Source organism: Jannaschia pohangensis (genome assembly GCF_900113875.1).
Classification (GTDB): Bacteria; Pseudomonadota; Alphaproteobacteria; order Rhodobacterales; family Rhodobacteraceae; genus Jannaschia; species Jannaschia pohangensis.
In genome coordinates, this window is record NZ_FORA01000001.1 from 800,942 (window position 1) to 825,805 (window position 24,864).

The window sequence follows — 24,864 nt, forward strand, 5'->3', positions numbered from 1 at the left end:
GGCGTGCCGGGCGAAATCGCTCAAGCCGCGGGCGAGGCGCTGCTCGCGCTGTTCGCCCGACCGATCTACGGGAGCGACGACGCGCCCAAGCCGCAGATCCGCCGCAACATCCTGCGCGTCATCGGGTTTGGCGGCGTCGCCGTGATGGCGCTCTGGCTGCTGGATCTGACTCCGTTCGACGCCTTGCCCATGTTCCCAACGGGTCTCTGGATCCTGGCCTTCCTCATCGTGCTTTTCGCGGAATTCGAACTCGGAAACTGGCGTGTCGGGATCGCGGCCTGGCTGGCCGCGGGCACGCTTGTCGCGATCTGGTGGGTCACATGATCAGCCACATCACGCTTGGCGTGACGGACATGGACCGCGCCGCCCGCTTCTACCGCGCCATCGCCGCACCGCTCGCTTTGTTCGAGCGGCAGGTCGAGGAGGACGGCGGTCCCCCGATGATCTGCTTTCAGGCGGCCGGGCTGGATATTCCGCTCCTCTTCATCAGCACGCCTTTCAATGAGTCCCCCGCAACCGCCGGAAACGGCACCATGGCCGCCTTCATCGCGCCCAGTCGGGATGCCGTCGATGCCGCCCATGCGGCGGCCCTCGCCCATGGCGGAACCTGCGAAGGCCCCCCGGGCCTGCGCCCGCACTATGCCCCCGACTACTACGGCGCCTATTTCCGCGACCCCGATGGGAACAAGCTGCACGTCGTCTACCGGGCTTCCTTGCAAGCGTTCCGCACGGGCAAAAACTCTTGCCGGAAGGGTTCTTGATAGAGACTTTCGAGAAAACCCTTTCGGCTCACCGGCCCCGGATTCGCGGGTCCAGAGCGTCGCGCAGGCCGTCGCCGACATAGTTGATCGACAGCACCACCAGCGAGATCGCCATGCCGGGCCAGAAGGCGCGGCCCGGGTAGAGTTCGAGGTAGGGCACGCCGTCGTTCAGCAACCGGCCCCAGGTCGGGAAGTCGGGCGGAAAGCCAAGGCCCAGGAAGGACAGCGCCGATTCCGTGATGATGGCCGTGGCGATACCAAGGGTGGCCGACACCATGATCGGGGACATGATATTGGGCAGGATGTGCCGCGTCACGATGCGCCGCGGCGGTGTGCCGGTGGCGCGGGCGGCCAGCACGAACTCACGCTCTTTCAACGCGAGGACGTCGCCCCGCACGATCCGGGCGGTCTGCATCCACGAGGTGATCCCGATGGCGGAGACGATCAGGATGAAAATCCCCATCTCGATCCCGAAGGCCGCCGTCAAAGGCTCGCGGAACAGCAGCACCATGACCAGCAGCAGCGGCAGCAGGGGCAGCGCCAGGAACAGGTCGGTGAGCCGCATCAGCACCCCGTCCAAGCGTCGGAAATAGCCCGCAAGAACGCCAACCAATGTCCCGAGAAACAGGCTCAGCAGCATCGCCGTCATGCCGACGGCCAGCGACACGCGCCCGCCCTCGATCATCCGGGCAAAGATGTCGCGGCCCAACTGGTCGGTGCCGAAGGGGGCGGTCAGGCTCATCGGGGCGTTGCGGGCGCGGATGTTGGTCTTGGTGGGATCGACGTCCCAGACGTAGGGCCCGATGAGCACGACCAGCACGATCAGCAGGAAGATGATCGCCCCCGCCATGGCCCCCTTGTGAGAGCGGAACTGGTCCCAGACGTCCCACCACTGGCTGCGGGCGCGCGTCCGAAGGACCGGCCCGCCCCCGGCCACCGCACCCGAAGCCGCCACCGTGGCCATGTCCGCGCCGACAGGCGTGTCGGGGTCGCGCGCATCAGTCATAGCGGATCCTCGGATCAAGGATGCCGTAAAGAATATCGGCAATCAGGTTGAAGAGCACGATCAGCACCGCGATGATGAAGGTCACGGTCTGCACCATGGGCAGGTCGTTGGCCTGAATGGCCGTGATCAGAAGCTGACCGATGCCGTTCACCTTGAACACTTGTTCGGTGATGATGGCGCCACCGAAAACCTGCGGCACGCCCAGGGCGATCACGGTGACCACCGGGATCATCGAATTGCGCAGAACGTGGACAAGGACGACGGCGCGTTCCTGCAACCCCTTGGCGCGGGCGGTGCGGACGTAATCCTGATCGAGGTTGTCGAGCATCGAGGCGCGCATGAACCGCGACAGCTGCGACGTGATCTGTAGCGCCAGGACCATCACCGGCAGGAACATCTGGCGGATCTGGAAGACGAAGGCGTCCCAACCGTCGACAACGTGGGTGGTGTCATAGATCGACGGGAACCACTTGAGCTGAACCGCGAAGATGATGATGACCAGAACGCCCGAAAAGAACGGCGGGACCGAGAAGCCGACCATCGTGACGAAGGTGCCGGCCTGGTCGAAGACCGAATACTGGCGATAGGCGGAATAGATGCCGACCGGAATGGCGATCAGGATAGCCACGATATAGGCGGTGCCCACGACCCAGAGGGTCTGGGGAATACGCTCGGCGATGGCGATGAAGACCGGCGCGCGGTTCTGCCAGCTGATGATGCGCAGCTTGCCTTCGGCAAAGGACGTGCCGAAGAGGGCATCGAAGATATTGAGCGGCTCGATCCAGAAGAACTGCACGATCCATTTCCAGAAGCGGATCGGGGCCGGTTCACCAAGGCCCAAGGCCTGGCGCATCTGCTCCTTGACCTCGGGCGGGACGGTCAGGGGGACGTTCGCCATCGGATCGCCGGGGGCTAGCTCCAACAGCATGAAGATCACCAGTGCGATGAACAGAAGCGTCGGGATTGCAAAGAACAATCGTCGGATGGTGAAGGTCAGCATCTTCGGCGTCTCGGTTCAGATCACTGGGGATGGGGGCGACGCGGACGCCGCCCCCGGTTGGTGTGCGGGGATCACTCGCCGATGCGGTACCAGTCGGCGATGTTCCACAGCTCGCTGTCCCAGACGTTCAGCTTGATGCCGCCAAGGGAGTTCGCGTGCGCCGACAGGCGACCACGGTGAACCAGGGGGATCTGGCCGCCGTTCATGATGTACATGTCGTTGAGTTCCTTGGCGATGCGCTGACGCTCCGCCAGATCGCCCGTGCGGCTCAGCTCGGCCAGAAGATCGTCATACTCCTGCATGCAGAAACGCGGGATGTTCTCGCCCTGCCACTGGTTGTCGGGGTTGGGGATCCGGTTGCAAAGCTGGCTTGCCAGATAGGATTGCGGATCGGTGCCGTTGAAGGTGTTCGCGTACATTTCCACGTCGGCATAGAACTTCTGGAAGGTGTCGGGCGAACCCGCATCCCCGCCAAAGAACACCGAGGCGTCGATGTTGCGCAGCTCGACCGCGAAGCCGATCTCTTCCCACCATTCCTTGATCAGCGCCTGGAAGTCCTGACGGACGGCGTTGGTCGACGTCTGATAGAGCATCCGCAGCTCGACACCGTCCTTTTCGCGGACGCCGTCACCGTTGCTATCGACCCAACCGGCCTCTTCCAGCATGGCCTTCGCGCCTTCGATGTCCTGCGTGTCGCAGCTCATCGAGGTCGAGTTGAACGCCTCGGGGGCCGGCACGAGGTTGCAGGTCACCCGACCTGCCTGGCCATAGCCGATCTCGACCAGCAGGGGCCGGTCAATCGCCATCGACAGAGCGCGGTAGACGGCCGGATCCTGAAGGAACGGGTGCGGACGGACCACGGACCGCTCATCGGGCCCGAGGGCTGGATCGGGATTGGTATGGTTCAGCTCGATCCGCTCGACCAGCGGGCCGAAACCGACCACGGGCTTGCCAAGGCCGCCCGCTTCCATCGCCGCGATGACATCGGGGGCAAGTTGCAGGTTCCAGGCATAGTCGAATTCGCCGGTCTGCATGACGGCGCGGCCTGCCGCGTCGGCATCGCCGCCGCCCTTGAAGTTCACGGTCTGGAACGCGGGCTTGGACGCATCGCGGAAGTTCGGGTTGGCCGACAGCGAGATGACGTCATTGGTGCGGAACTCATCGACCACGAAGGGGCCGGTTCCGATGGGTCCGAAGTTCTGATCGGTGCAGGTCGACGCCGCGGCACCAAGGCAGTCGGCGAATTGCGCGGCCTGAAGGATCGGGCTCTCGCCGCCGACGAAGGCGGTATAGGGATAGGGCGTCGGCTCCTTGAAGTTGACGACGACGGTCAATTCATCCGGCGTCTCGACGCTCGCCACCGGTTCGAACTTGGCACCCTGGGCGCAGCCGCCTTCGGGGTGGGTGCAATACTCGTAGGTGAACTTGACGTCGGCACTGGTGAAGGGCGTGCCGTCGGACCACAGGATGCCCGGCGTGATCTTCCAGGTGATCTGGGTCAGATCCTCCGAAAAGCCTCCGTTCTCGATGGTCGGGATCTCATCGACCAGCCAGGGCTGGATCTGCCCCGTCTCGTCGAAGCGGGCCAGCGGCTCGACGATGAGCGAGGCGGCCTCGATGTCCTTGGTTCCGCCCGACAGGAACGGGTTCAGCGTGGACGGCGCCTGCCAGTAGATGATGTTGAGCTGCCCGTCGCGGCCGCGTTCGCCCTCGTGCCCGTCGGCATATGCCATCGGGGCCAGGACGAAGCTGGCAGCTGCGCAGAGCAGGGCTGACTTCGTGTTCATGGTCTCTCTCCTTGTTGGGTGCTCGCCCGTTCTCAGGGGTCCTCGGGTCATGCGGTTTGTCCCGCATTTGCATTGTATTCGGCGTCGTGCAGGTGACAGGCGGCCCAATGGCCGGGCGCCACCTCGCGGAATTCGGGGTCGATGCGGCGGCAGACGTCCATCACACGCGGACAGCGCGTGCAGAAGTTGCAGCCTTCGGGCGGATTGGCCGGGCTCGGCACGTCGCCCTGAAGGACGATCCGCCCCTTCTTCTGTCCTGCCAGGGCAGGGTCGGGTTCGGGCACGGCCGACAGCAGCGCCTCGGTATAGGGATGCAGCGGCGCATCATAAAGCGCATCGCGCGGGGCCAGCTCCACCACCTTGCCCAGATACATCACCGCGACCCGGTCGGCGATGTGCCGGACCATCGACAGGTCGTGCGAGATGAACAGATACGTCAGGCCCAGACGGTCCTGCAACTCTTCCAGAAGGTTGACCACCTGCGCCTGGATCGACACGTCGAGGGCCGCAATCGGTTCGTCGCAGACGATGAACTTCGGGTTCAGCGCCAGCGCCCGGGCGATTCCGATCCGCTGTCGCTGGCCACCAGAAAACTCATGCGGATAGCGGTTCACGAAGGCGCGGTTCAACCCGACCTGATCCATCAGGACCTGCACCTGTTCCTCGCGCTCGGCGCGGCTCAGGTTGGTATGCTCCAAAAGCGGCTCGCCGATGATCGCGCCGACGGTCATCCGGGGGTTCAGGCTGGCCTGCGGGTCCTGGAACACCATCTGCATGGTCGTGCGCATCTGGCGCAGGTCCGATTGCGACAGATGTTCGATGGCCCGACCGTCGATCTCGATCGTGCCGCCCGTGATGTCGTAAAGGCGCAGAACGGCGCGCCCACAGGTCGACTTGCCGCAGCCCGACTCGCCGACCAGGCCCAGGGTCTCGCCTTCGAGGATGTCGAAGCTGACCCCGTCCACGGCCTTCACCGCGCCGGTCTGGCGTCGCAGAAGGCCCGAATTGATCGGGAAATGCATGCGCAGGTCGCGCACCTTCACCAGGGCGGTCATGCCACGGCCTCCCTGCCGGTCTGCGCCAGCGGGTGGAAACAGGCGACGTCATGCCCTGCCCCCACATCCTCGCGCAGCGGGTTCTGCTGATGGCACCGATCGAAGACCAGCGGACAGCGGTCGCGGAACGGACAGGCGACGGGGGCCGCGCCCAGGATCGGCGGCTGCCCCTCGATCACCTGCAATTTCTTGGCCCGCGCGCCCGACACGCTCGGGATCGTTTTGAGAAGGGCGCGGGTATAGGGATGGCGCGGATCGTTGAAGAGCGGATGGACCGGCGCATGTTCGACCACCTGACCGCCGTACATCACCATCACCCGGTCCGCGATGCCCGCCACCACGCCCAGGTCATGCGTGATCCAGACGATCGCCATGCCGAGCTTGGCGCGCAGGTCGTCGACGATCTCCAGGATCTGCGCCTGGATCGTCACGTCGAGCGCCGTCGTCGGTTCGTCCGCGATCAGGACCTTGGGGTCGCAGGCCAGCGCGATGGCGATCATCACCCGCTGCCGCATCCCGCCCGAAAACTGGTGCGGATAATCCGTGAGGCGCGCCCGCGCACCCGGAATGCCCACCAGTTCCAGCAACTCCACCGCCCGTTCCCGCGCCTGCGCCTTGGACAGGCCCATGTGGCGGCGGATCGGCTCCATGATCTGGAACCCCACGTTGAACACCGGGTTGAGCGAGGTCATCGGGTCCTGAAAGATGAACCCGATTTCGCCGCCCCGCACATCGCGCAACCGCTCCGGGCTGACCTTCAACAGGTCCTCACCGTCCAGCAGCACCTCGCCCGAGCGAACCTCGGCGGGCGGCGACGGCAACAGACCGATCAGCGACATCATCGTCACCGACTTCCCCGATCCGCTTTCGCCCACGACGCCAAGCAATTCGCCCGGCTTCACGTGGAAGCTGACGGAGTTGACGGCGTGCACGGCGCCGCCGCGTGTCTGAAAGACCGTGCTCAGGTCATTGACCTCGAGCACGTTTCGGGTGTCGCCATCCGGCATCCACCACTCCCCGGTTGATTATGTTTCGGCCAGATCGTGAGCGTCCGGCTATCCCGATACGCTAACAGACATCCCCAAACCCGCAAGCCATTAACCGACGCGCCCGAATTGACGGCACGTCGCCCGTCGGGACGACCATGGTGCGGGCACATCCCTTGACGTCTGCCCATTCCCGCAGCACCCATGAAACCCGAAGGAGCCATGCCATGCCGATGACCCTCACTGCGTTCGAGATCATGGAAAAGCTGATCGCCTTTCCCACCGTCAGCCGCGATTCCAACCTGCCGCTCATCGATTGGGTCGAGGAGTATCTGGCCAGCCACGGGGTCAGCGCGCGCCGGGTCTATGACGACACCGGGCTCAAGGCCGCGCTCTATGCCAATGTCGGCCCCGAGGTCGAAGGCGGCATCGTCCTGTCGGGCCACACCGACGTGGTGCCGGTCGACGGGCAGGACTGGACCTTCGATCCCTTCGCGGTCACCGCCAAAGACGGACGCTACTACGGGCGCGGCACCTGCGACATGAAGGGGTTCGATGCGCTGGCCCTTGCCATGGTGCCGGTCGCGATTGCAAAGGGTGTAAAGCGACCTTTGCAAATCGCGCTCAGCTATGACGAGGAGGTCGGCTGCATCGGCGCGCCGCCCATGATCGACGACATGGTGGCACACCTGCCCCGCGCCGCTGCCGCCATCATCGGAGAGCCGTCGATGCTGCGCCCGGTGACCGGCCACAATGCCTCGACCATCCACGCGATCCACGTTCACGGCTTCGAGGTCCACTCCTCCAAACTGCCGCAAGGCGTGTCCGCCATCCACGAGGCCGGGCGCATCCTGAACTGGGTCAACGAGCGCAACGCCATGATCATGGCCGAAACCCCCTCGGCCATCGCCGCGACCTTCGACCCGCCGCACACCACCGTGCATGTCGGCATGATCTCGGGCGGGACGGCCCACAATATCACCGCCAAGGATTGCACCTTCAAACTTGGCTTCCGGGTGCCTGCGGGCGACGACATGGAGCGGCATACCAAGGCGCTCGACGACTTCCTGACCACGCTCGACGCCGATCTGCGCGCCAGGCACCCGCAGGCCGGTGTCACCTGGGCCTGCAACCTGGGCGTGCCCGCTCTGCAACCCGAAGCCGACGGCGTGGCCGAGACGCTGATCCGCCGCATCACCGGCGACAACGGCACCCATGTCGTCACCTATGGCACCGAAGCCGGCCAGTTCCAGGAGCGCGGCTATTCCGCCGTCGTCTGCGGCCCGGGTGACATCGCACAGGCGCATCAGCCCGACGAATGGATCGCAATCGACCAGTTCGAAGCGGGCGAGGCGATGCTGCGCCGCGTGGTTGACACACTGGTCTGACGCGCCCCGCGCCGTCAGTCGAGGGGCCTGGAAACCGGTTGCATCGGCGGCTGAGGGGGGACGGGCGGCGGCGGCGGGGGCACCTTGACCGGGCGGTCCGGCTCTGGCGTTGATGCGCCCGTGGCCGTCCGTCCCTGGTCCGCCCCTGACCGTCTCTCGTCCGCCCGTGTCATCGCGCCGCGCGCCGCCTGTGACAACGCCCAGTTGCCCCACCAATTGCGCTGGCTTTCAAGGAAGGCCTCGCGTTCAGCCCTTTCCATCCGGTAGCGCTCCTGCACGTATTCATCGCCGATCATCTCGGCATCGACGCCCGCGCGCTCCAAACGGTCAAGCGCCGCTTCCGCCGCCGCGCGCAACACGCGTTCCCGCGCCGCATCTCGCGCCCGATAGGCCCGGTCCCGTGCGAGTGCCCCCATCGCGAAGTCGGCGGCCATTTTGGCCCCGCCAACCTGGGGCAGGATAACGTTATAGGTCACGGTCTCGATAAGCGGTCCGTCAGCGCCAGTGGTCTCCAACACAATCACGGAATGAAGCAGTTCAGGCGCGAACACCGCCAGCGAAACCTCCGCCGGCACGGTGGCGAGACGCAACAGGCTTCCGCCGATGGTGATCCCGGCGGTCGCCAAGGCGATACCCGTCGTCACGAGGGGTTCCGGCCATGGCCCCTCGGCGCGATGGGCCTCGAGGTCCGCATACGCGACCCGCCACGCCTTCTCGGCCTCGTAGCGTTCGGAGACGGCCCGCAGAAGGGCGTCGGAAACGGCATCCGCCCGCGCTCCGCCCATCACCCCCAATGCGACCGCCAGCGATACCGAAATCGCGACGACGCGCCCCGCAAACCTGTCAGAACTCGGCATTTCCCTCAGGCTCCGAAACACGGTGAAGAAGCCTCAAACCTATCACGGATTGGCCGAGTCGCCCAACGTTTCCCACAGCCGAAGATGGCCGGAAGGCCGCGCCCGTACCCACCCGCCTGTCGCTCAGAGCCGGCCGTCGCCCCGGCCAAGAACCTGTCCGCGCCCCGCAAGGCCCCGCGCCCCGGCGGGCGCGATCACATCCTCGATCCGCGCGCGGATATCCGGCAGGCTCCGCTCCAACTGCGGCAGGTCGTTGACGCACAGAAACCGAACCCCTGACGCCGCCAGACCGGCCAGCAAGTCGCGCGCCTCTCCTGCCGCCTGACCGCTGCGGATATGCAGGTGGTCCACCCGCGTTTCGATCACCGCCCCGTCCACGGCGATGCAGGCGTGGTTGTGCAACCCCTGCGGCAGAAATTGCGCCAGGTCGCGGAACCGATAGCCCACGTTGGCGGCAAAGGCATCGCCGTGCCGGTCAAAGAGACTTGCCATCACGCTGCGCCGCATCGGGTGCACGACATGGGCCGCCGCGAACAGGCGCGCGGCGTCGAAGCCCGCAATCGCCGCCGCATTGATCTGCATGAAGTGGTTGAACCGCGCCGGATCGGCGCGCAGGTCGGGCCGCGCCAGAAGCGCGCGACGATCCACCCATTTGCCGCGCAACACCGGCGACATCCCGCGAAACACGTCCTCGGGGTGCAGGGGCGCGGTCAGGAAGACGTCATCGTTGAAATAGAGAAACCGCTCGCTCAGGCCCGGGATGCGCCACAGCAGGCTTTCGATGGCCAGCGAATTGAATGTCGGCAGGACGCCTTCGAAGCCGGTGAAAATCGCGCCATGGCCGACGTGCCGCACCCGCGCGCGCAGGCCTTCGGACATGGCCGACAGGTCCGGCCCTGCCCCCTCGGTCACGATCCAGATGCGCCGGATCCAAGGGGCATGCGCCTCGATCGAGCGCAGGCAGAACAGGATCTCGTCTGCCGCCTCCCACCGATGCGGGTTGACGGCATTCTCGTGCAGGGGGCCATCGGCCAACGCGATATAGCGGTTACGCCGCGCCCGGTGCGCCGGATTGTCGCCATCCACCCAGGTGATGACTGCGTCGATCGGCGCGGGGTCGGTCATGTCATATCTCTATCGCCCCTTTACCTGCGGGCAAATAGGGCCGAGCGGGGCCGCGGCAATAGCGAGCGACGCTTTTCCGAAGGCCTGTCCCGCCGGATGCCCGCATGTCGTCCCTTGCAGCGGGGCCGCCAACCACTACTCTTGCAACAGTCCTTCAGGAGAGCGTCATGCCCATCAAGAACCGTTTCGCCGAACTTCTGCCCGAGATCACCGCCTGGCGCCGTGACCTGCACGAAAACCCCGAGATTCTGTTCGAGACGCATCGTACCTCCAAGATCGTGGCCGACAAGCTGCGCGAATTCGGGTGCGAGGAAGTGGTCGAGGGGATCGGCCGCACCGGCGTCGTCGCCACGATCAAGGGCCGCACCGACAGCGGCAAGGTCATCGGTCTGCGCGCCGACATGGACGCGCTGCCGATCCATGAGCAGACCGGAAAACCCTATGCCTCCAGGACCGCCAACGCGATGCACGCCTGCGGCCACGACGGCCATACGGCGATGCTTCTGGGGGCGGCGAAATACCTGTCCGAGACGCGCAATTTCGACGGCACGGTCGTCCTGATCTTCCAACCCGCCGAAGAAGGCGGCGGCGGCGGCAAGGAGATGTGCGACGACGGCATGATGGACCGCTGGAACATCCAGGAGGTCTACGGGATGCACAATTGGCCCGGCAAGCCCGTGGGCAGCTTCGCGATCCGTCCCGGCGCGTTCTTCGCGGCGACCGACCAGTTCGACATCACACTGACCGGCAAGGGCGGCCATGCCGCCAAGCCGCAGGAAGTGATCGACACCACCCTGATGGGCGCGCATCTGGTCACCGCCCTGCAAAGCATCGTCAGCCGCAATGCCGATCCGGTGAAACAGATCGTCGTCTCGGTCACCTCGTTCGAGACGTCGTCCAAGGCCTTCAACGTCATCCCGCAACGGGTCCAGATCCGCGGCACCGTGCGCACCATGGCCGAGGATCAGCGCGACCTGGCAGAAAAGCGCATCAAGGAGATCACCGATGGCATCTGCACGACCTTCGGGGGCAGCGCCGAGATCACCTATCACCGCGGCTATCCCGTGATGGTCAACCATGACGAACAGACCGAATTCGCCGCCGAAGTCGCCACCGCCGTGTCGGGCCACTGCGACGACGCGCCGCTGGTCATGGGGGGCGAGGATTTCGCCTTCATGCTGGAGGAACGGCCCGGCGCCTACATCCTTGTGGGCAACGGAGAAACCGCCCCGGTCCACCACCCCGAATACGACTTCACCGACGAGGCGATTCCCGCCGGCTGTTCCTGGTGGGCAGAGATCGTGGAACGCCGGATGCCCGCCGCCTGAGGTCCCGGGCGGCGCACCCGGAACCGGACGGCAGCGGGGGCCAGCCCCCGCACCCCCGGGATATTTTAGGCAAGAGGAAGAAGGTTCAGCGCCCCGCAACCGACATCAGCCAGGCGGAGGGTCCACGGGGCGCCTTCCCCTTGCGCGGTCATCGGCGTCCCCGCCTGTACCGCAGGCTGATCGTCCCACCACGGGGTTGATATCCGGTTAACGGCTTCCTCTTGCCGGAAATATCCCGGGGTCCGGGGCAGAGCCCCGGCCGCCCCCTCAGCCGCGCAGGTCGCGCCGCTGGATCTTGCCCGTGGCCGTCATCGGCAGGGCATCGACGAACCGGACCGCGCGCGGGGCCATATGGGGCGACAGGCGGTCGCGGACCCATTGGATCAGCTCCGCCTCTGACGCCGTGCCGACGACGAAGGCCGTCACCGCTTCGCCCCGCACCGGATCGGGCAGGCCGACAACCGCGCACATGGTGACACCCGGATGCCCCATCAGGCAGGTCTCGATCTCGGTCGGGCCGATACGGTAGCCCGCCGAATTGATCACGTCATCATCGCGGCTGACGTAAGTGATTACGCCATCCGCCTCGACCCGGCCCAGATCGCCTGTCCGCAGCCAGCCGCCCCGCCATTTGGCCGCCGTCTGATCGGGCTTGTTCCAGTAGCGCAGGAAGGTCGCGGGGCTGCCCCGGGTGCAGATTTCGCCCGTCTCGCCCGGCGCCACGTCCCCACCATCGGCGTTCTGCACCGCGACCTCCACTCCCGGCACCGCGCGGCCCAGGGTGCCCGGGCGGACATCCTGCGTGCCCGAACAGGCGGCCAGCACCAGGTTGCATTCGGTCTGGCCGTAGATCTCGTTGATCGACACGCCCAGGGTCCGGCGGCCCCAATCCAGCAGATCCGGCCCAAGCGCCTCGCCCCCCGACAGGACTGCGCGCAGGCGCAGGCCGTCGGGCGCCGCGGTCTGCCGCATGAGCTTGAGCGCGGTCGGCGGCAAGAAGGCGGCCGACACCCCCTCGCGCGCCATCAGGTCCCAGGCCTCGGCCGCATCGAACTTGCCGAACCGCTTGGCGACCAGCGGCACGCCGAACCACAGGCTCGGCATGGCAAGGTCCATCAGCCCGCCGATCCAGGCCCAGTCGGCGGGCGTCCAGGCCACGTCGCCCACCACCGGAAACCCCTCCAAGGCCGTCTCGACGCACGGCAGGTGACCGAACAGGAACCGATGCGCGTGAAGCACCCCCTTCGGCGTGCCCGTGGTGCCCGAGGTATAGATCATCATCCCAGGATCCTCGGCCCGCGTCTCGACCGCCGGGGCGGGCGGGCCCGACAGGTCCCAGGTCTCGACGTCCAGCCGCATCGCCATGTCCGGCAGGTCCAGCCCCGCGATCCGGGCCAGCCCCGCGCCGTCGCCGACCACCGCCCGCGCGCCGGAATCGCGCAGCCGGTAGTCCAGCGCCTCGGGCCCAAACAACGTGAACAGCGGCAGGGACACGGCGCCCAGTTTCATCGCCGCGAAATGGGCCACCATGACTTCGGCGCATTGCGGCAGCAGGATCGCGACCCGGTCGCCCGCACGAACTCCGCCGCGCGCCAGAACCCCGGCCAAGCGGTCCGAGGCGTCCTTCAGGTCGCCATAGGTCCAGACGCGCCGCCCGGCGGACAGGTCGATGATGGCGGTGCGGTCAGGCTCCGCCTCGGCCCAACTGTCGCAGCACCCATGGGCGATGTTGAACCGCTCGGGGATCGACCAGCGGAAGGCGGCGCGCATCTCGGCCCAGGAGGCCAGCGCGGCGATGGTCCGGCGCTGCACCTCCGTCAGCCGGCGCGGGCCAGCGTCACCGGGTGCAGCCCTCCCAATGGCAACCCAAGCGCCTGCAAAGCGGATAGCGAAATCTGCGCACCCCCCGCCCCGCCAAGGGGGCGCAGGGTGACGGCGATGGCCTCGCCCGACCCGGTGCGCACTGTGCCGGGGGTGTCCTCGGTCACAAGGTCGGTCTTGACCCAGAGGCCGGGGTCGGTCGGACTGCCAAGCGACACGGTCACCTGCCCCAGTTCGCCACCCGCAGGCGCGGTTTCGGCGGCGGCGCGGGCGGCGGCCTTGTCGGCGTCGCTGACGGTGTCGAGCGATGCGGCGCTTGTCGCGGGGCCGGTCAGAACGGCGGCGGGGGCCGCGGCCGTCTCGGGCGCGGGGGCCGCAGGCGCGGAAGGGGCCGGTGCGGGCGCGTCCGGAGCCCGGTTGAAGATCGGAAAATCCGAACATCCCGCAAGGGCAATCGGCAGGATCAGAAGAAGACGGGTCATGGTGTCGGGCCCCCAAGGCAGGTGTCGCGCCCCGACCCTAACCCGGTCCTTGCGTCATCGGTAGGGGGCTTGGCCCGACCAACGTCCCCGGGTCCGCAACCTGCCGATGCCGCGATTGTCGGCGGCGCCCGCCCGGCGTAAGCATCGCCAGAGGTATCCCGATGACCCAACCGCGTTCCATCCGTTCCATCTGCGCCTTCGACATCCCCGCCGAAGGCGACCCCGTTGCCATCGAAACCCCCTGGCCCACGGCCACCAAGGCGGAAGGTATGGCCTATCGCTGGCTGCATTTCGATCTGGCCGAACCCGAACTCGAAGCCTGGATGCAGGATTTCCTGCCGCCGATCGCCTCCTCCTCCCTGCGACAGGACGAAACGCGGCCCAGGTTCGGTCCCTTCGCCGACGGGTCGATCCTGAACCTGCGGGGCGTGAACCTGAACGAGGGGGCGACACCCGAAGACATGGTCTCGATCCGGCTGTGGGTGTCCGACGGGCTGATCGTGAGCGCGCGACACCGCAAGATCTGGGCGGTGGATGCGATCCGGCAGCGGGTCGCGGCGGGCGACGCGCCACGCTCCACGGGCCGGTTCCTGGCCGACCTCGCCTATGGGCTGACCCGGCGGATCGAGCATGTATCCATCGCGCTCGAGGAACAGACCGACGATCTGGAGGAGCGGGCCCACGAACAGGCGGACGGGTTGAACGAGGAGGTGGCGCGCTGCCGCCAGCGGGCGATCAAGCTGCGCCGCTATATCCGCCCCCAGAGAGAAGCGCTGTCCGACATGATCGAAAGCCGGAACCCGTCGTTCGACGATCACGTGATCCTGCTGCTCTCCGAGACGGCGAACCGGGTCATGCGCACCATCGAAGCGCTGGACGCAACCCACGAACGTCTTGCCGCGATCCAGGACCTGCTCGACATCCAGCATTCCAAGGCCCTCGGTCGCAACAGCTATGTCCTGTCGATCGTGGCGGCGATCTTCCTGCCGCTCGGCTTCGTGACCGGCCTCTTCGGGATCAACGTGGGCGGCATGCCGCTGATCTCGTCCGACCTGGGGTTCTGGATCGTGACCGGGGGGCTGACGGTCCTCGGCATCGTCCTGTTCTTCCTGTTTCGCCATCTGCGCTGGCTCTGACGGCGCAACCGCGTCCCCACTTGCCGCCATCCCGCACGGGGCGTAGCGTCGTGCCATGACCGCGCCCCTGATCGACCCTTTCGCCCGGACCATCGACTACCTGCGGGTGTCGGTCACGGATCGCTGCGATTTCCGCTGCACCTACTGCATGTCCGAACACATGACCTTCCTGCCCAAGCGCGACCTGCTGACGCTGGAGGAGCTGGACCGCCTGTGTTCGACCTTCGTGCGCATGGGCGTGAAAAAGCTCCGGATCACCGGCGGCGAACCCCTTGTGCGCAAGGGCATCATGACCTTCTTCGAGGGCATGTCCCGCCACATCGGCGCGGGCCTGGACGAGCTGACGCTGACCACCAACGGCAGCCAGCTCGACCGCTTCGCGCAGCCGCTGGCCGACGCGGGCGTGCGCCGCATCAATGTCTCGCTCGACACCCTCGACGCGGACAAGTTCCGCGCGATCACCCGGTGGGGCAGCCTCGACAAGGTCCGCCGCGGGATCGACGCGGCCCGGGCGGCGGGCCTTCGGGTCAAGATCAACACCGTGGCCCTGCGCGGCTTCAACGAGGATGAGCTGTTCGACCTCCTGGCATGGTGCGCCGAGGGCGACATGGACCTAACCTTCATCGAGGTCATGCCCATGGGCGACATGGGCGACGGCACCGACGGCACCCTGCGGCTGGATCAATACTGGCCGCTCAAGGATCTGCGCGCACGCCTTGCCGAACGCTTCACCCTGACCGAGCTGGCCTATCGCACCGGCGGCCCGGCGCGGTATTTCGAGGTGGCGGAAACCGGACAGCGCATCGGCTTCATCACGCCCCTGACGCATAATTTCTGCGAGTCCTGCAACCGCGTGCGCGTCACCTGCACCGGGGAGCTCTACATGTGCCTCGGCCAGGAAGACATGGCCGACCTGCGTGCGCCCCTGCGCGCCTCCGAGGCGGATGCCGGGCTGGAACAGGCGATCCGCGCCGCCATCGCCCGTAAACCCAAGGGCCACGACTTCGACTACACCCGCGAGACCGTCACAGGCCAGATGACCCGCCACATGAGCCACACGGGTGGCTGACGCGTCCGCCCGCGCGACCGACTGGAGACCGCGCCCGCCGCGCCCGACTCTGACGCGCCCCGACACGGTCTATGGCCGCGTCACCATGGCCGCCTCGGCCACGGGCCTCGTGCTTCTGGGCGGCGCGCATATCGACGACGGCACCATCCTGCTGCTCGGGCCGCACCCGCAGACGTTCTGGCCCGCCCTTCAGGCCTCGCCCCACGCGACCGCCGCCAACCCCGCCGACGCCTGGTCGACCGAGGTCATCGGCTCCATGGCCCGCGCCTTCGGGGCCGAAGCCCGTTTTCCCTTCGGCACGCCAGTGCAACCCTTCGTGACCTGGGCGCTTGCCACCGGCTGGTGCCACATCTCCCGCGTGGGTCTTCTGGTCCACGAAACCCAGGGCCTGATGGTGTCGTTTCGGGGCGCGCTCCTCTTTGCCGACCGCCTCGACCTGCCGCCGCCCGCGCCATCGCGCTGCGACGGCTGCCCGGCCCCCTGCCTTGACGCCTGCCCGGTCGGCGCGCTGACGCCACAGGGCTACGACCTGCCCGCCTGCCACGGCTGGCTCGACGATCCGGCGAACAGCTGCATGGCGCGGGGCTGCGCCGTCCGCCGCGCCTGCCCCGTCTCGCCGCCCCGGCCCGACGCGCAATCGGCCCACCACATGGCCAGCTTTCACCACACCGAAAGGGACACCGCCCCATGAAACTCATCCTGCTGCGCCACACGAAATCCGACTGGACCGACCCCGCGCAGGAGGATCACGACCGTCCCCTGAACGCACGCGGCCGGGCCGCTGCGGCCAGCATGGGCGACTGGCTCCGCTCGCGCAGGCATCTGCCCGACCTCGTGCTCTGCTCTGACGCGACCCGGACGCAGGAAACCCTTGAAAACCTTTTCCTTCCCGACGCCGAGGTGCAGATGCGCCCCGACCTCTACCTGGCCGAGGCCGCCGCGATCCTGACCCTCGCACGCGCCCAGACCGTCGGTTGCGTCCTGATCGTGGGCCACAATCCGGGCATCGCCGAGGCCGCCGCCGCCATCGTCGCCACCCCGCCACTCCACTCCGAATTCGCCCATTACCCGACCGGCGCCTGCCTTGTCGTTGATCTGCCGGATGACCGCCCGGGTCGGCTTCTGGACTTTGCCGTGCCGCGCGACTTCGAATGACAGAACAGGACAAGACCCCGCCCCGTGCCGAAGGCGGCTGCCTCTGCGGAGCCCTGCGCTACCGTGTGGCCACCGACCCGCTTCGCACGACCGTCTGCCACTGCACCTTCTGCCAGCGCGCGACCGGCGCGGCCTATATGGTCGAGCCCGTTTTTGCCGCCGACGCCTTTGCGGTCACCTCGGGCGAGGTCAGCCGATACACCCACATCTCGGAGGGCAGCGGCAAAGAGGTCTACGTCCATTTCTGCGCCACCTGCGGCACAAAGCTCTTCCTGACCTTCAAACGGTTCCCGGGCTTCGTCGGCCTCTACGGCGGCACATTCGACACCCCGAACTGGTTCGACCTGACGCCAGAGACGTCGAAACACATCTTCCTCGGCGTCGCCCGCCACGGCACCGTCATCCCCGCCCATGTGCCCACCTACGTCGAACACGCGGCCGAAATCGACGGGACGCCGATTGCGCCAACCGTTTACGACGCGCCCAAGGTCATCGGGGCGTGCCTTGTGGTCGATTTGCCCGACGATCGACCGGGCGGCGCCCCCGACTTCTCCGTGCCCCGCGACTTCGAATAAGGGGCACGACAGGCGTTATCGCAACGGCATGTGATTCTGCGGGTGCGAAGGCACTTTGTTTCAATTTTGGCCTGAATCGGACTGATTTTGGCTCCGCATCTGCAACGCAGTATTTAGAATCTGTGTATAAAACGCGCACTTACTGCGCTTCCTTCAGCACTTGAATTAATTACGTCACATTTCACTTACGCGGTCTCGACGTTGATATCTCTGGATGTTAGGGACACTCTGTAATTTTTTATGGTGGGGACGGGTATGAATATCGTGGGAACGTCAGGCTCCGGTGCGCTGACTGGCACTGACGCCGATGACAAGATCATCGGCTTGGCGGGCGACGACACCATCAACGGTGGTGCCGGCAACGACCGGATCTACGGCGGCGCAGGCGCGGACTTGATCATCGGCGGCGCTGGCAACGACGTGATCTTCGCGGGCAACGGCGGCCAGCGTGGCGGCGACGGTTTCGCTGACGTCATGGAATTCGGAGCCGATGACGGTTTCGACAAGGTCTACGGCTTCGAGGTTGGCGTCGACAAGATCGTGCTGACGGGCCAAGGCGTTGAGTACACCATCACCTTCATCGAGAGCACGCAGAACACCATCATCACTTACGGCGACACGACAATCACCGTCTATGACGTCCGCCTGACGGATGATGACATCTCGAACCCCGGCGGCATTGGCGGGAACGTAGATGGCGAAACCATCACCGGGACCCCTGCGGCGGACGCGCTTGTCGGCACCAACGGCGACGACACCATTGTCGCATTGGGCGATGACGATGTCGTCGACGGTTCGGGTGGCAATGACTTCATCCTCGGCAATACCGGTTTTGACAGCCTTCTCGGCGGCGCAGGCGATGACACACTCTATGGTGGACGGGACGACGACCAAGTCGAAGGCGGCGATGGCAATGACGTCCTCTCGGGCGATGCCGGCTCCGACACTCTCACCGGTGGCGACGGCGACGACACCTTCGTCTTCTTCTCGCGTCACGATGGTGTTGGCTCCGACGTGATCACCGACTGGGAAGCAGGCGAGGAGATCGCGCTGATCGGATTTGGCGGCGTGTTCGTTGTTACGGACGTCGACGGTGACTCGGTGCTCATCTTCAGCAATGACACCGAGAGCCTGATCGTTGAAATCGAGGGCACGACGGACGTGACCGCTATCGAAGGCGCGATTGCATTCTACGAGGACAACCCGTTCTAAAGCGGCAAGCTCCCTTTCGACAATCAAGGGCCGCCCCACCTGGGCGGCCTTTTTCCATAGGGCATCCGGGTTTTGTCAAACCGGCAAGGCCACGTCGTTCTTCAACTCCTCCATCGACAGAAGCGCGGTCACGTTGAACACCCGCACCTCCGAAATCAGCGCCTGGTAGAAGACGTCATAGGCCCGGGCGTTGGCCACGCGGACCTTCAGAATGTAGTCGATTTCGCCCGCCAGCCGGTGCGCCTCCTGCACTTCGGGCCGGGCGCGCAGCGCGGCAAGGAACTTCTTCTGCCACTCCGCCTCGTGTTCGGATGTGCGGATCAGGACGAAGAAACAGGCTTCCAGACCAAGGGCTTCGGGGTCGACCACCACGGTGGACGGACCCATCACGCCCCGGGCGCGCATCTTCTTGATCCGATTCCACACCGGCGTCTTCGACGACCCCACCTGACGCGCGATTTCGTCCAGGCTCTGCCCTGCATCCGTCTGCAACGCGCGGAGGATATTCCGGTCCAGATCGTCCAGCCGGACCACCTTCCCCGTTTCCATAGCCATTCGGGACACCTTTCTGTCTTGGACATGATTTCAGCCTATACGTCCCTGTTATCGCGGGGGGACTGCCCAATTACCAGAACAATGTTCTATATGAAGGGCAGAGTTTCCCGGAGCGTCCCATGAACCATTTCCCCATCTTCCTCGCCCTCGAAGGCCGCCGCGTGCTCGTCGCCGGCGGTGGCGATGCGGCTGTGGCGAAGCTGCGGCTGCTGCTGAAGACGACGGCGCGGATCACGGTCGTGGCCGAGGCCTTCGATCCGGTCATCGAGGGATGGGCCACCGAGGGACGCGTGACGCTGATCCGGCGCGCGCAGGAGCCGGGCGACGCGCTGTGCTGCGTCATCGCCTACGGCGCGCATGAGGATGACGTTCTGGATGCCCGCACCCTGCGGCTGGCCACGGCCGACGGCGCGCTGGTCAACATCGTCGATAACCTGGCCGCGTCGCAGTTCATCACCCCCGCCATCGTCGACCGCGACCCGGTCGTGGTCGCCATTGGCACCGAAGGCGCGGCCCCGGTATTGGCCCGCAAGATCAAGGCAGATCTGGAATCGCGTCTGCCCGCGCAACTGGGCGTTCTGGCCCGCATCGGGAAAACATTCCGCAAGGCCGCCGACATCCTGCCCATGGGTGCTGTCCGCCGCCGCTTCTGGGCCGACTATTACGACACCACCGGTCCCCGCGCCGCCCCCGAGGGCGAGGGGGCGATTCTGGCCGCGCTCGATACTCTGCTGGAGCAGCATGTCGCGCAAGACGCGCGGCCCGGTCACGTCGATCTGGTGGGGGCAGGCCCCGGCGATCCCGACCTGCTGACGCTCAGGGCGCGCAAGGCGCTGGACCGGGCCGATGTCGTCATTCACGACCGTCTGGTCAGCGCCGAGATTCTGGAACTGGCGCGCCGCGAGGCCCTGATCATCGACGCGGGCAAGGAAGGCTTCGGCCCCTCCACCCCGCAGGACGACATCAACGCGATCATGGTCGAACACGGCCTGAAGGGCGCGCATGTGGTGCGGCTCAAGGCGGGTGATCCCACGGTCTTCGGGCGGCTGGACGAAGAGATCGAGGCGCTGGACGCCGCCGGTCTCGACTGGGCCATCGTGCCGGGCATCACCGCCGCCAGCGCCGCCGTGGCAGGCATCGGACAGAGCCTGACCAAGCGGGGCCGCAACGGGTCGGTTCGCTTTCTGACCGGGCACGACATGAAGGGCTTCGCCGACCACGACTGGGCCGCGCTGGCCCGCCCGGGCGAGGTCGCCGCGATCTACATGGGCAAGAAGGCCGCGCGCTGGATGCAGGGCCGGCTGATGATGCACGGCGCGTCGCCCGCCACGCCCGTGACGGTGATCGAGAACGTCAGCCGCCCCGATCAGACCGTTCACGCCGCCACATTGGCCACCCTGCCCGACCACCTGCGGGACGTCACCGGGCCGGCCGTCATCCTTCATGGCCTGGCCCCGCGCGCCGCCGCCACCGCCCTCGCCCGACAGGAGATTGCGCTATGAGCCGCAAGCCGTTCACCCCCAAGGTCGTCACCGCCAATCTGCTGCGCGAGGGCGATGTGGTCTACCTCGCCGCCGATGACACCTGGGTCACCGACCTTGCACTGGCCGAAATCCTGACCGACGAGGCCCATGCCGAGGTCCGCCTGATCGAGGGCAGCCAGCAGCCGCAGGTCGCCGTCGGCGTCTATCTGGCCGACGTCCAACCCGGACCCGACGGCCCGAAACCCACCCATTTCCGCGAGGATTTCCGCGCCTCCGGCCCCACGAATTACGCCCATGGCAAGGCCCATGGCCAACGACCCGGACCGGAGGTCTGAGATGTACCAATACACCGAATTCGACCGCGCCTTCCTGACGGAACGCAACGCCCAGTTCCGCGCCCAGGTCGCCCGCCGTCTGGACGGCAGCCTGACCGAGGACGAGTTCAAGCCGCTGCGCCTGATGAATGGCGTCTATCTGCAACTGCACGCCTACATGCTGCGCGTGGCGATCCCCTATGGCACGCTGTCGAGCGATCAGATGCGCACCCTCGCGCTGCTGGCGCAGAAGTGGGACAAGGGCTATGGCCATTTCACCACGCGCCAGAACATCCAGTACAACTGGCCCAAGCTGGTCGACATTCCGGACATGCTCGACGCGCTCGGCCAGGTCGGGCTGCACGCCATCCAGACCAGCGGCAACACGATCCGCAACGTGACCGCCGACCATTTCGCGGGCGCCGCCGCGGACGAGATCGAAGATCCGCGCCCCGTGGCCGAGCTTCTGCGCCAATGGTCGACCGACCATCCGGAGTTTCAGTTCCTGCCCCGCAAGTTCAAGATCGCCGTCACCGGCAGCCCGAACGACCGCGCCGTGACCCGGGCCCATGACATCGGCCTTGTGACGGTCGAGCGGGATGGCGAGATCGGTTACGAAGTTCTGATCGGGGGCGGTCTGGGCCGCACGCCGATGATCGGCAAGACCGTCCGCGACTTCCTGCCCAAGGAAGACCTGCTGCCCTATTGCGAGGCGATCGTGTCGGTCTACAACCGGCTCGGTCGTCGCGACAACAAGTACAAGGCGCGCATCAAGATCACCGTTCACGAGAATGGCCTCGACGAGATGAAGGCCCTGATCGAGGCGCGGTTCGCCGAGGTGAAGCCCCTCTTCAACGGTGTCGATCAGGAAATGCTGGCCGCGATCACGGCACAGTTCGCGCCGCCCGACTTCGTGGACAACACGCCCGCGCCGATCCTCGACCCGGTGCTGCAAAGCTTCGTCGACACAAACGTAACGGCGCACCGGCGCGACGACCACGCCATCGTCACCATCTCGATCAAGAAGCACGGCGCGACGCCGGGCGATGCGACAGCCGATCAGATGCGCCTGATGGCTGATCTGGCCGACGCCCATGCCTACGGCGAATTGCGGATCAGTCACGAGCAGAACGTCATCCTGCCCCATGTGCGCCGCGACCGCCTGCCCGAATTGTTTGCCGCACTCAAGGCGGCGGGTCTCGGGACGGCCAACGTCGGCCTGGCCTCCGACATCATCGCCTGCCCCGGCATGGATTATTGCGCCCTGGCCACCGCGCGCAGCATTCCCGTCGCCCAACAGATCGCCACCCGCATCGACGCGCTCAAGATCGAGCATGAGGTCGGGCATCTGAAGATCAAGATTTCGGGCTGCATCAACGCCTGTGGTCACCATCACGTGGGCCACATCGGTATCCTCGGTCTCGACCGGGCCGGGGTGGAAAATTACCAGATCACGCTCGGCGGAGACGGCACGGAGGACGCTATCATAGGCGAGCGGACGGGCCCGGGCTTTGCCTATGACGCCATCGTGCCCGCCATCGAGCGCCTGATCCTCGCCTATCTCGACCTGCGCCACGGCGCTGACGAGACCTTCCTTCAAACCTATCGCCGCCTTGGCATGACCCCGTTCAAGGCCGCCCTCTACGAGCAGGAGAAACAGGATGCCGCTTGACGCCCATGCCCTGCTGACCGCCCGCGCGGCACAGCTCAACGCCGACTACGGCGACTCGACGCCCGAGGCCATTCTGGGCGCGGCCATTCGAAACGCCAAGATCGGCGACATCGCCTTCGTGTCGTCTTTCGGCGCGGAATCGGTGGTCCTGCTGCACATGCTGTCGCGGGTCGATCCGACGGTCCCGGTGCTGTTCCTTGAAACGGGGATGCTATTCCCCGAGACGCTCGCCTATCAGAGCACGGTTGCCGAAACGCTCGGCCTGACGGACATCCGCATCCTGCGGCCCGACAGCACCGACCTGTTCCTGCACGACCCCGAGGGCGACCTGCATCAGCGCGACCCCGATACCTGCTGCGCGCTGCGCAAGACCAAGCCTCTCGAACTGGCACTGCAAGCGTTCGACGCGGTGGTGACGGGCCGCAAGCGGCACCAGACCGGCGACCGCGCCGCCATGCAGGTGTTCGAGGTGGACGCAGGCAAGCTCCGGATCAACCCGCTGGCGTCCTGGACGCCGCAGGACATCGCCGCCTACATGGACGCTCACGATCTGCCCCGTCATCCGTTGGTGGCCCAGGGGTTCGCGTCCATCGGCTGCGCCCCCTGCACCACCAAGGTCGCCCCGGGCGAAGATCCGCGCGCCGGACGCTGGCGGGGCCGCGTCAAGACCGAATGCGGCATCCATTTCTCGGGGGGCCGCGTCTGGCCCGCCAACCGCTGAGGAGCGCGCCATGCCCATCGTCACCGACCGCGGCTTTGCGCCCGACGACCTGAACCACGGCTTCACCCCGTCCGATACCCTGCCCGCCAATGGCCCCCTGGCCGTCGACGTGGCGTCGGACGCCGATCTCACCCCGTTGTTGGCGCGATTGGGCGAGACCTCGGCCATTCGTGTGGACTTTCCAAGTTTCGCGGATGGTCGGGGGTTCTCCATCGCCCGCGAACTGCGGCGGGCCGGATACATCGGTCGGCTGCGCGCGCGCGGCCATGTCATCGCCGACCAATACGCCATGGCGCGCCGGTCGGGGTTCGACGAGGTGGAGATCGACGACGCCCTGGCCGCCCGCCAGCCCGAGGACCAATGGCTGGCCCGCGCGGATTGGCAGGCGCACGACTATCAGGCCCGTCTGGGCCGGTTGCGCACGGGCTGACGACCTGTCGCCTTTCCCTGACACAGATCAAAGACTAAGAAGACGGAGGGGTGCGATCACGCACCCGAGCATACCATGACCGAGCAGAGCCCCGTGACCCAAACCGCCGCCGCCCCCGTGAACGCCACCGCCAGTCCCGTGCTGCCCGATGCACAGACCGTGACGTCGGTCACCCATTGGACGGATCGGCTGTTTTCCTTCCGCGTAACGCGCCCCGCCTCGCTGCGCTTCCGGTCGGGCGAATTCGTCATGATCGGCCTGATGGGCGATCCGGACCCCAAGACCGGCAAGGTCAAGCCGCTGCTGCGCGCCTATTCCATCGCCTCTCCGTCCTGGGACGAGGAGCTGGAGTTCTATTCGATCAAGGTGCAGGACGGCCCGCTCACCTCCCGATTGCAACACATCAAGCCGGGCGACCAGATCATCCTGCGGCCCAAGCCCGTGGGCACGCTGGTCCACGATGCCCTGCTGCCGGGCAAGCGGCTCTGGTTCTTTGCCACCGGCACCGGCTTTGCGCCCTTCGCCTCGCTGTTGCGCGACCCGCAGACCTTCGAGGATTACGACGAGATCATCATGACCCACACCTGCCGCGACGTGGCCGAACTGGCCTATGGGCGTCAGGTAATCGACAGCCTGCGCACCGACGAATTGCTGGTCGAACTCCTGGGCGAGGAGAACCTGTCCAAGCTGAAATACTATCCGACCACCACCCGCGAGACCTCGCCCAAGATGGGGCGCATCACCGACCTTCTGCGCTCGGGCGAGGCGCAGCGTGATCTGGGCGTCGAAGCGATCAGCCCGGAAACCGACCGGGCCATGGTCTGCGGCTCCATGGGTCTGAACACCGATCTCAAGGAGATTCTGGAGGGGTTCGGGCTGGAGGAAGGGGCCAATTCGGACCCGAAGCACTACGTCGTCGAAAAAGCCTTCGTCGGCTGACGGCAC

Annotated in this window: 26 protein-coding genes; 16 read left to right on the forward strand and 10 right to left on the reverse strand. The window is 66.3% G+C overall.

What is annotated here, in order from left to right:
- The first annotated feature begins 3 nt into the window (after positions 1 to 3).
- Positions 4 to 324, forward strand: coding sequence for a hypothetical protein (locus BM002_RS03945; protein ID WP_092777487.1), 321 nt, complete (start codon positions 4 to 6; stop codon positions 322 to 324).
- On the forward strand, positions 321 to 761 hold the full coding sequence (locus BM002_RS03950; protein WP_092777489.1) for a VOC family protein: 441 nt from the start codon (positions 321 to 323) through the stop codon (positions 759 to 761). The genes BM002_RS03945 and BM002_RS03950 overlap by 4 nt, the downstream gene beginning before the upstream one ends.
- Before the next feature lie 28 nt (positions 762 to 789).
- Here BM002_RS03950 and BM002_RS03955 read toward each other — a convergent pair whose 3' ends face one another.
- From BM002_RS03955 to BM002_RS03975, 5 genes are all read right to left on the reverse strand, one after another.
- Positions 790 to 1,725 (reverse strand): ABC transporter permease, encoded by a 936-nt coding sequence (locus tag BM002_RS03955; RefSeq protein WP_092778759.1) that lies wholly within the window; start codon positions 1,723 to 1,725, stop codon positions 790 to 792.
- Positions 1,726 to 1,759: 34 nt separating this feature from the next.
- Positions 1,760 to 2,767, reverse strand: coding sequence for an ABC transporter permease (locus BM002_RS03960; protein ID WP_092777491.1), 1,008 nt, complete (start codon positions 2,765 to 2,767; stop codon positions 1,760 to 1,762).
- Positions 2,768 to 2,838: 71 nt separating this feature from the next.
- A complete protein-coding gene (locus BM002_RS03965) occupies positions 2,839 to 4,554 on the reverse strand; it encodes a peptide ABC transporter substrate-binding protein (RefSeq protein WP_092777493.1) in 1,716 nt (571 codons plus the stop codon).
- A 47-nt stretch (positions 4,555 to 4,601) separates the two neighbouring features.
- On the reverse strand, positions 4,602 to 5,609 hold the full coding sequence (locus BM002_RS03970) for an ABC transporter ATP-binding protein (protein ID WP_092777495.1): 1,008 nt from the start codon (positions 5,607 to 5,609) through the stop codon (positions 4,602 to 4,604).
- The gene (locus BM002_RS03975; protein WP_092777497.1) at positions 5,606 to 6,616 is read right to left on the reverse strand and encodes an ABC transporter ATP-binding protein; all 1,011 of its coding nucleotides are present in this window, start codon (positions 6,614 to 6,616) and stop codon (positions 5,606 to 5,608) included. The genes BM002_RS03970 and BM002_RS03975 overlap by 4 nt, the downstream gene beginning before the upstream one ends.
- Before the next feature lie 206 nt (positions 6,617 to 6,822).
- Between BM002_RS03975 and argE the strand changes: the two genes are divergently transcribed.
- Positions 6,823 to 7,983 (forward strand): acetylornithine deacetylase, encoded by a 1,161-nt coding sequence (gene argE, locus BM002_RS03980; RefSeq protein ID WP_092777499.1) that lies wholly within the window; start codon positions 6,823 to 6,825, stop codon positions 7,981 to 7,983.
- Between the two features lie 14 nt (positions 7,984 to 7,997).
- Here argE and BM002_RS03985 read toward each other — a convergent pair whose 3' ends face one another.
- Both BM002_RS03985 and BM002_RS03990 read right to left on the reverse strand, forming a co-directional pair.
- Positions 7,998 to 8,840 carry a hypothetical protein gene (locus BM002_RS03985; protein WP_139212235.1) on the reverse strand — a complete coding sequence of 281 codons (843 nt, stop codon included), beginning with the start codon at positions 8,838 to 8,840 and terminating at the stop codon, positions 7,998 to 8,000.
- A 123-nt stretch (positions 8,841 to 8,963) separates the two neighbouring features.
- Positions 8,964 to 9,965 (reverse strand): Stealth CR1 domain-containing protein, encoded by a 1,002-nt coding sequence (locus BM002_RS03990; RefSeq protein ID WP_092777503.1) that lies wholly within the window; start codon positions 9,963 to 9,965, stop codon positions 8,964 to 8,966.
- A gap of 167 nt (positions 9,966 to 10,132) precedes the next feature.
- Between BM002_RS03990 and BM002_RS03995 the strand changes: the two genes are divergently transcribed.
- Positions 10,133 to 11,293, forward strand: coding sequence for a M20 aminoacylase family protein (locus tag BM002_RS03995; RefSeq protein WP_092777505.1), 1,161 nt, complete (start codon positions 10,133 to 10,135; stop codon positions 11,291 to 11,293).
- Between the two features lie 267 nt (positions 11,294 to 11,560).
- On the opposite strand, the gene BM002_RS04000 is transcribed toward BM002_RS03995, so the two are convergent.
- Positions 11,561 to 13,063: an AMP-binding protein gene (locus tag BM002_RS04000; RefSeq protein WP_092778766.1), complete on the reverse strand. Its 1,503-nt coding sequence runs from the start codon at positions 13,061 to 13,063 to the stop codon at positions 11,561 to 11,563.
- A gap of 47 nt (positions 13,064 to 13,110) precedes the next feature.
- A complete protein-coding gene (locus BM002_RS04005) occupies positions 13,111 to 13,596 on the reverse strand; it encodes a hypothetical protein (protein WP_092777507.1) in 486 nt (161 codons plus the stop codon).
- Between the two features lie 161 nt (positions 13,597 to 13,757).
- Here BM002_RS04005 and BM002_RS04010 point away from each other — a divergent pair, with 161 nt between their 5' ends.
- The 6 genes from BM002_RS04010 (at position 13,758) to BM002_RS04035 (ending at position 18,743) form a co-directional block, all read left to right on the forward strand.
- Positions 13,758 to 14,732 (forward strand): zinc transporter ZntB, encoded by a 975-nt coding sequence (locus BM002_RS04010; protein WP_092777509.1) that lies wholly within the window; start codon positions 13,758 to 13,760, stop codon positions 14,730 to 14,732.
- Between the two features lie 55 nt (positions 14,733 to 14,787).
- The gene (gene moaA / locus BM002_RS04015; protein WP_092777511.1) at positions 14,788 to 15,801 is read left to right on the forward strand and encodes a GTP 3',8-cyclase MoaA; all 1,014 of its coding nucleotides are present in this window, start codon (positions 14,788 to 14,790) and stop codon (positions 15,799 to 15,801) included.
- The gene (locus tag BM002_RS04020; protein ID WP_245749113.1) at positions 15,794 to 16,492 is read left to right on the forward strand and encodes a ferredoxin; all 699 of its coding nucleotides are present in this window, start codon (positions 15,794 to 15,796) and stop codon (positions 16,490 to 16,492) included. Before moaA ends, BM002_RS04020 begins: the two co-directional genes overlap by 8 nt.
- The gene (locus BM002_RS04025) at positions 16,489 to 16,956 is read left to right on the forward strand and encodes a SixA phosphatase family protein (RefSeq protein WP_092777513.1); all 468 of its coding nucleotides are present in this window, start codon (positions 16,489 to 16,491) and stop codon (positions 16,954 to 16,956) included. Before BM002_RS04020 ends, BM002_RS04025 begins: the two co-directional genes overlap by 4 nt.
- Positions 16,953 to 17,531 (forward strand): GFA family protein, encoded by a 579-nt coding sequence (locus tag BM002_RS04030; RefSeq protein WP_092777515.1) that lies wholly within the window; start codon positions 16,953 to 16,955, stop codon positions 17,529 to 17,531. Before BM002_RS04025 ends, BM002_RS04030 begins: the two co-directional genes overlap by 4 nt.
- A 255-nt stretch (positions 17,532 to 17,786) precedes the next feature.
- Positions 17,787 to 18,743 (forward strand): calcium-binding protein, encoded by a 957-nt coding sequence (locus BM002_RS04035; RefSeq protein ID WP_175484793.1) that lies wholly within the window; start codon positions 17,787 to 17,789, stop codon positions 18,741 to 18,743.
- A 75-nt stretch (positions 18,744 to 18,818) separates the two neighbouring features.
- Here the strand turns inward: BM002_RS04035 and BM002_RS04040 are convergent, their stop codons facing one another.
- The gene (locus BM002_RS04040; protein WP_245749115.1) at positions 18,819 to 19,298 is read right to left on the reverse strand and encodes an Lrp/AsnC family transcriptional regulator; all 480 of its coding nucleotides are present in this window, start codon (positions 19,296 to 19,298) and stop codon (positions 18,819 to 18,821) included.
- A 119-nt stretch (positions 19,299 to 19,417) separates the two neighbouring features.
- On the opposite strand from BM002_RS04040, the gene cysG reads away from it, so the two are divergent.
- The 6 genes from cysG (at position 19,418) to BM002_RS04070 (ending at position 24,858) form a co-directional block, all read left to right on the forward strand.
- Positions 19,418 to 20,800: a siroheme synthase CysG gene (cysG, locus tag BM002_RS04045; RefSeq protein WP_092777521.1), complete on the forward strand. Its 1,383-nt coding sequence runs from the start codon at positions 19,418 to 19,420 to the stop codon at positions 20,798 to 20,800.
- Complete coding sequence (locus BM002_RS04050) at positions 20,797 to 21,117, forward strand: DUF2849 domain-containing protein (RefSeq protein WP_092777523.1); 321 nt, start codon at positions 20,797 to 20,799, stop codon at positions 21,115 to 21,117. The genes cysG and BM002_RS04050 overlap by 4 nt, the downstream gene beginning before the upstream one ends.
- Before the next feature lies 1 nt (position 21,118).
- Positions 21,119 to 22,768: a nitrite/sulfite reductase gene (locus tag BM002_RS04055; RefSeq protein WP_092777526.1), complete on the forward strand. Its 1,650-nt coding sequence runs from the start codon at positions 21,119 to 21,121 to the stop codon at positions 22,766 to 22,768.
- A complete protein-coding gene (locus tag BM002_RS04060) occupies positions 22,758 to 23,489 on the forward strand; it encodes a phosphoadenylyl-sulfate reductase (protein ID WP_092777528.1) in 732 nt (243 codons plus the stop codon). Before BM002_RS04055 ends, BM002_RS04060 begins: the two co-directional genes overlap by 11 nt.
- 10 nt (positions 23,490 to 23,499) lie before the next feature.
- A complete protein-coding gene (locus BM002_RS04065; RefSeq protein WP_092777530.1) occupies positions 23,500 to 23,919 on the forward strand; it encodes a DUF934 domain-containing protein in 420 nt (139 codons plus the stop codon).
- 75 nt (positions 23,920 to 23,994) lie between these two features.
- Positions 23,995 to 24,858: a ferredoxin--NADP reductase gene (locus tag BM002_RS04070; protein ID WP_092777532.1), complete on the forward strand. Its 864-nt coding sequence runs from the start codon at positions 23,995 to 23,997 to the stop codon at positions 24,856 to 24,858.
- The last annotated feature ends 6 nt before the right edge of the window (positions 24,859 to 24,864 follow it).

Coding starts and splice junctions, on each gene's coding strand:
- BM002_RS04070 (WP_092777532.1), top strand. CDS start 23,995: ATGACCGAGCAGAGCCCCGTGACCCAAACCGCCGCCGCCCCCGTGAAC.
- BM002_RS04025 (WP_092777513.1), top strand. CDS start 16,489: ATGAAACTCATCCTGCTGCGCCACACGAAATCCGACTGGACCGACCCC.
- BM002_RS04050 (WP_092777523.1), top strand. CDS start 20,797: ATGAGCCGCAAGCCGTTCACCCCCAAGGTCGTCACCGCCAATCTGCTG.
- BM002_RS03990 (WP_092777503.1), bottom strand. CDS start 9,965: ATGACCGACCCCGCGCCGATCGACGCAGTCATCACCTGGGTGGATGGC.
- BM002_RS03995 (WP_092777505.1), top strand. CDS start 10,133: ATGCCCATCAAGAACCGTTTCGCCGAACTTCTGCCCGAGATCACCGCC.
- BM002_RS04005 (WP_092777507.1), bottom strand. CDS start 13,596: ATGACCCGTCTTCTTCTGATCCTGCCGATTGCCCTTGCGGGATGTTCG.
- argE (WP_092777499.1), top strand. CDS start 6,823: ATGCCGATGACCCTCACTGCGTTCGAGATCATGGAAAAGCTGATCGCC.
- BM002_RS04000 (WP_092778766.1), bottom strand. CDS start 13,063: ATGCGCGCCGCCTTCCGCTGGTCGATCCCCGAGCGGTTCAACATCGCC.
- BM002_RS04065 (WP_092777530.1), top strand. CDS start 23,500: ATGCCCATCGTCACCGACCGCGGCTTTGCGCCCGACGACCTGAACCAC.
- BM002_RS04035 (WP_175484793.1), top strand. CDS start 17,787: ATGAATATCGTGGGAACGTCAGGCTCCGGTGCGCTGACTGGCACTGAC.
- BM002_RS03960 (WP_092777491.1), bottom strand. CDS start 2,767: ATGCTGACCTTCACCATCCGACGATTGTTCTTTGCAATCCCGACGCTT.
- BM002_RS04060 (WP_092777528.1), top strand. CDS start 22,758: ATGCCGCTTGACGCCCATGCCCTGCTGACCGCCCGCGCGGCACAGCTC.
- BM002_RS04055 (WP_092777526.1), top strand. CDS start 21,119: ATGTACCAATACACCGAATTCGACCGCGCCTTCCTGACGGAACGCAAC.
- BM002_RS04030 (WP_092777515.1), top strand. CDS start 16,953: ATGACAGAACAGGACAAGACCCCGCCCCGTGCCGAAGGCGGCTGCCTC.
- BM002_RS04010 (WP_092777509.1), top strand. CDS start 13,758: ATGACCCAACCGCGTTCCATCCGTTCCATCTGCGCCTTCGACATCCCC.
- BM002_RS03950 (WP_092777489.1), top strand. CDS start 321: ATGATCAGCCACATCACGCTTGGCGTGACGGACATGGACCGCGCCGCC.
- BM002_RS03985 (WP_139212235.1), bottom strand. CDS start 8,840: ATGCCGAGTTCTGACAGGTTTGCGGGGCGCGTCGTCGCGATTTCGGTA.
- moaA (WP_092777511.1), top strand. CDS start 14,788: ATGACCGCGCCCCTGATCGACCCTTTCGCCCGGACCATCGACTACCTG.
- BM002_RS03975 (WP_092777497.1), bottom strand. CDS start 6,616: ATGCCGGATGGCGACACCCGAAACGTGCTCGAGGTCAATGACCTGAGC.
- BM002_RS04040 (WP_245749115.1), bottom strand. CDS start 19,298: ATGGCTATGGAAACGGGGAAGGTGGTCCGGCTGGACGATCTGGACCGG.
- BM002_RS03955 (WP_092778759.1), bottom strand. CDS start 1,725: ATGGCCACGGTGGCGGCTTCGGGTGCGGTGGCCGGGGGCGGGCCGGTC.
- BM002_RS03965 (WP_092777493.1), bottom strand. CDS start 4,554: ATGAACACGAAGTCAGCCCTGCTCTGCGCAGCTGCCAGCTTCGTCCTG.
- cysG (WP_092777521.1), top strand. CDS start 19,418: ATGAACCATTTCCCCATCTTCCTCGCCCTCGAAGGCCGCCGCGTGCTC.
- BM002_RS03970 (WP_092777495.1), bottom strand. CDS start 5,609: ATGACCGCCCTGGTGAAGGTGCGCGACCTGCGCATGCATTTCCCGATC.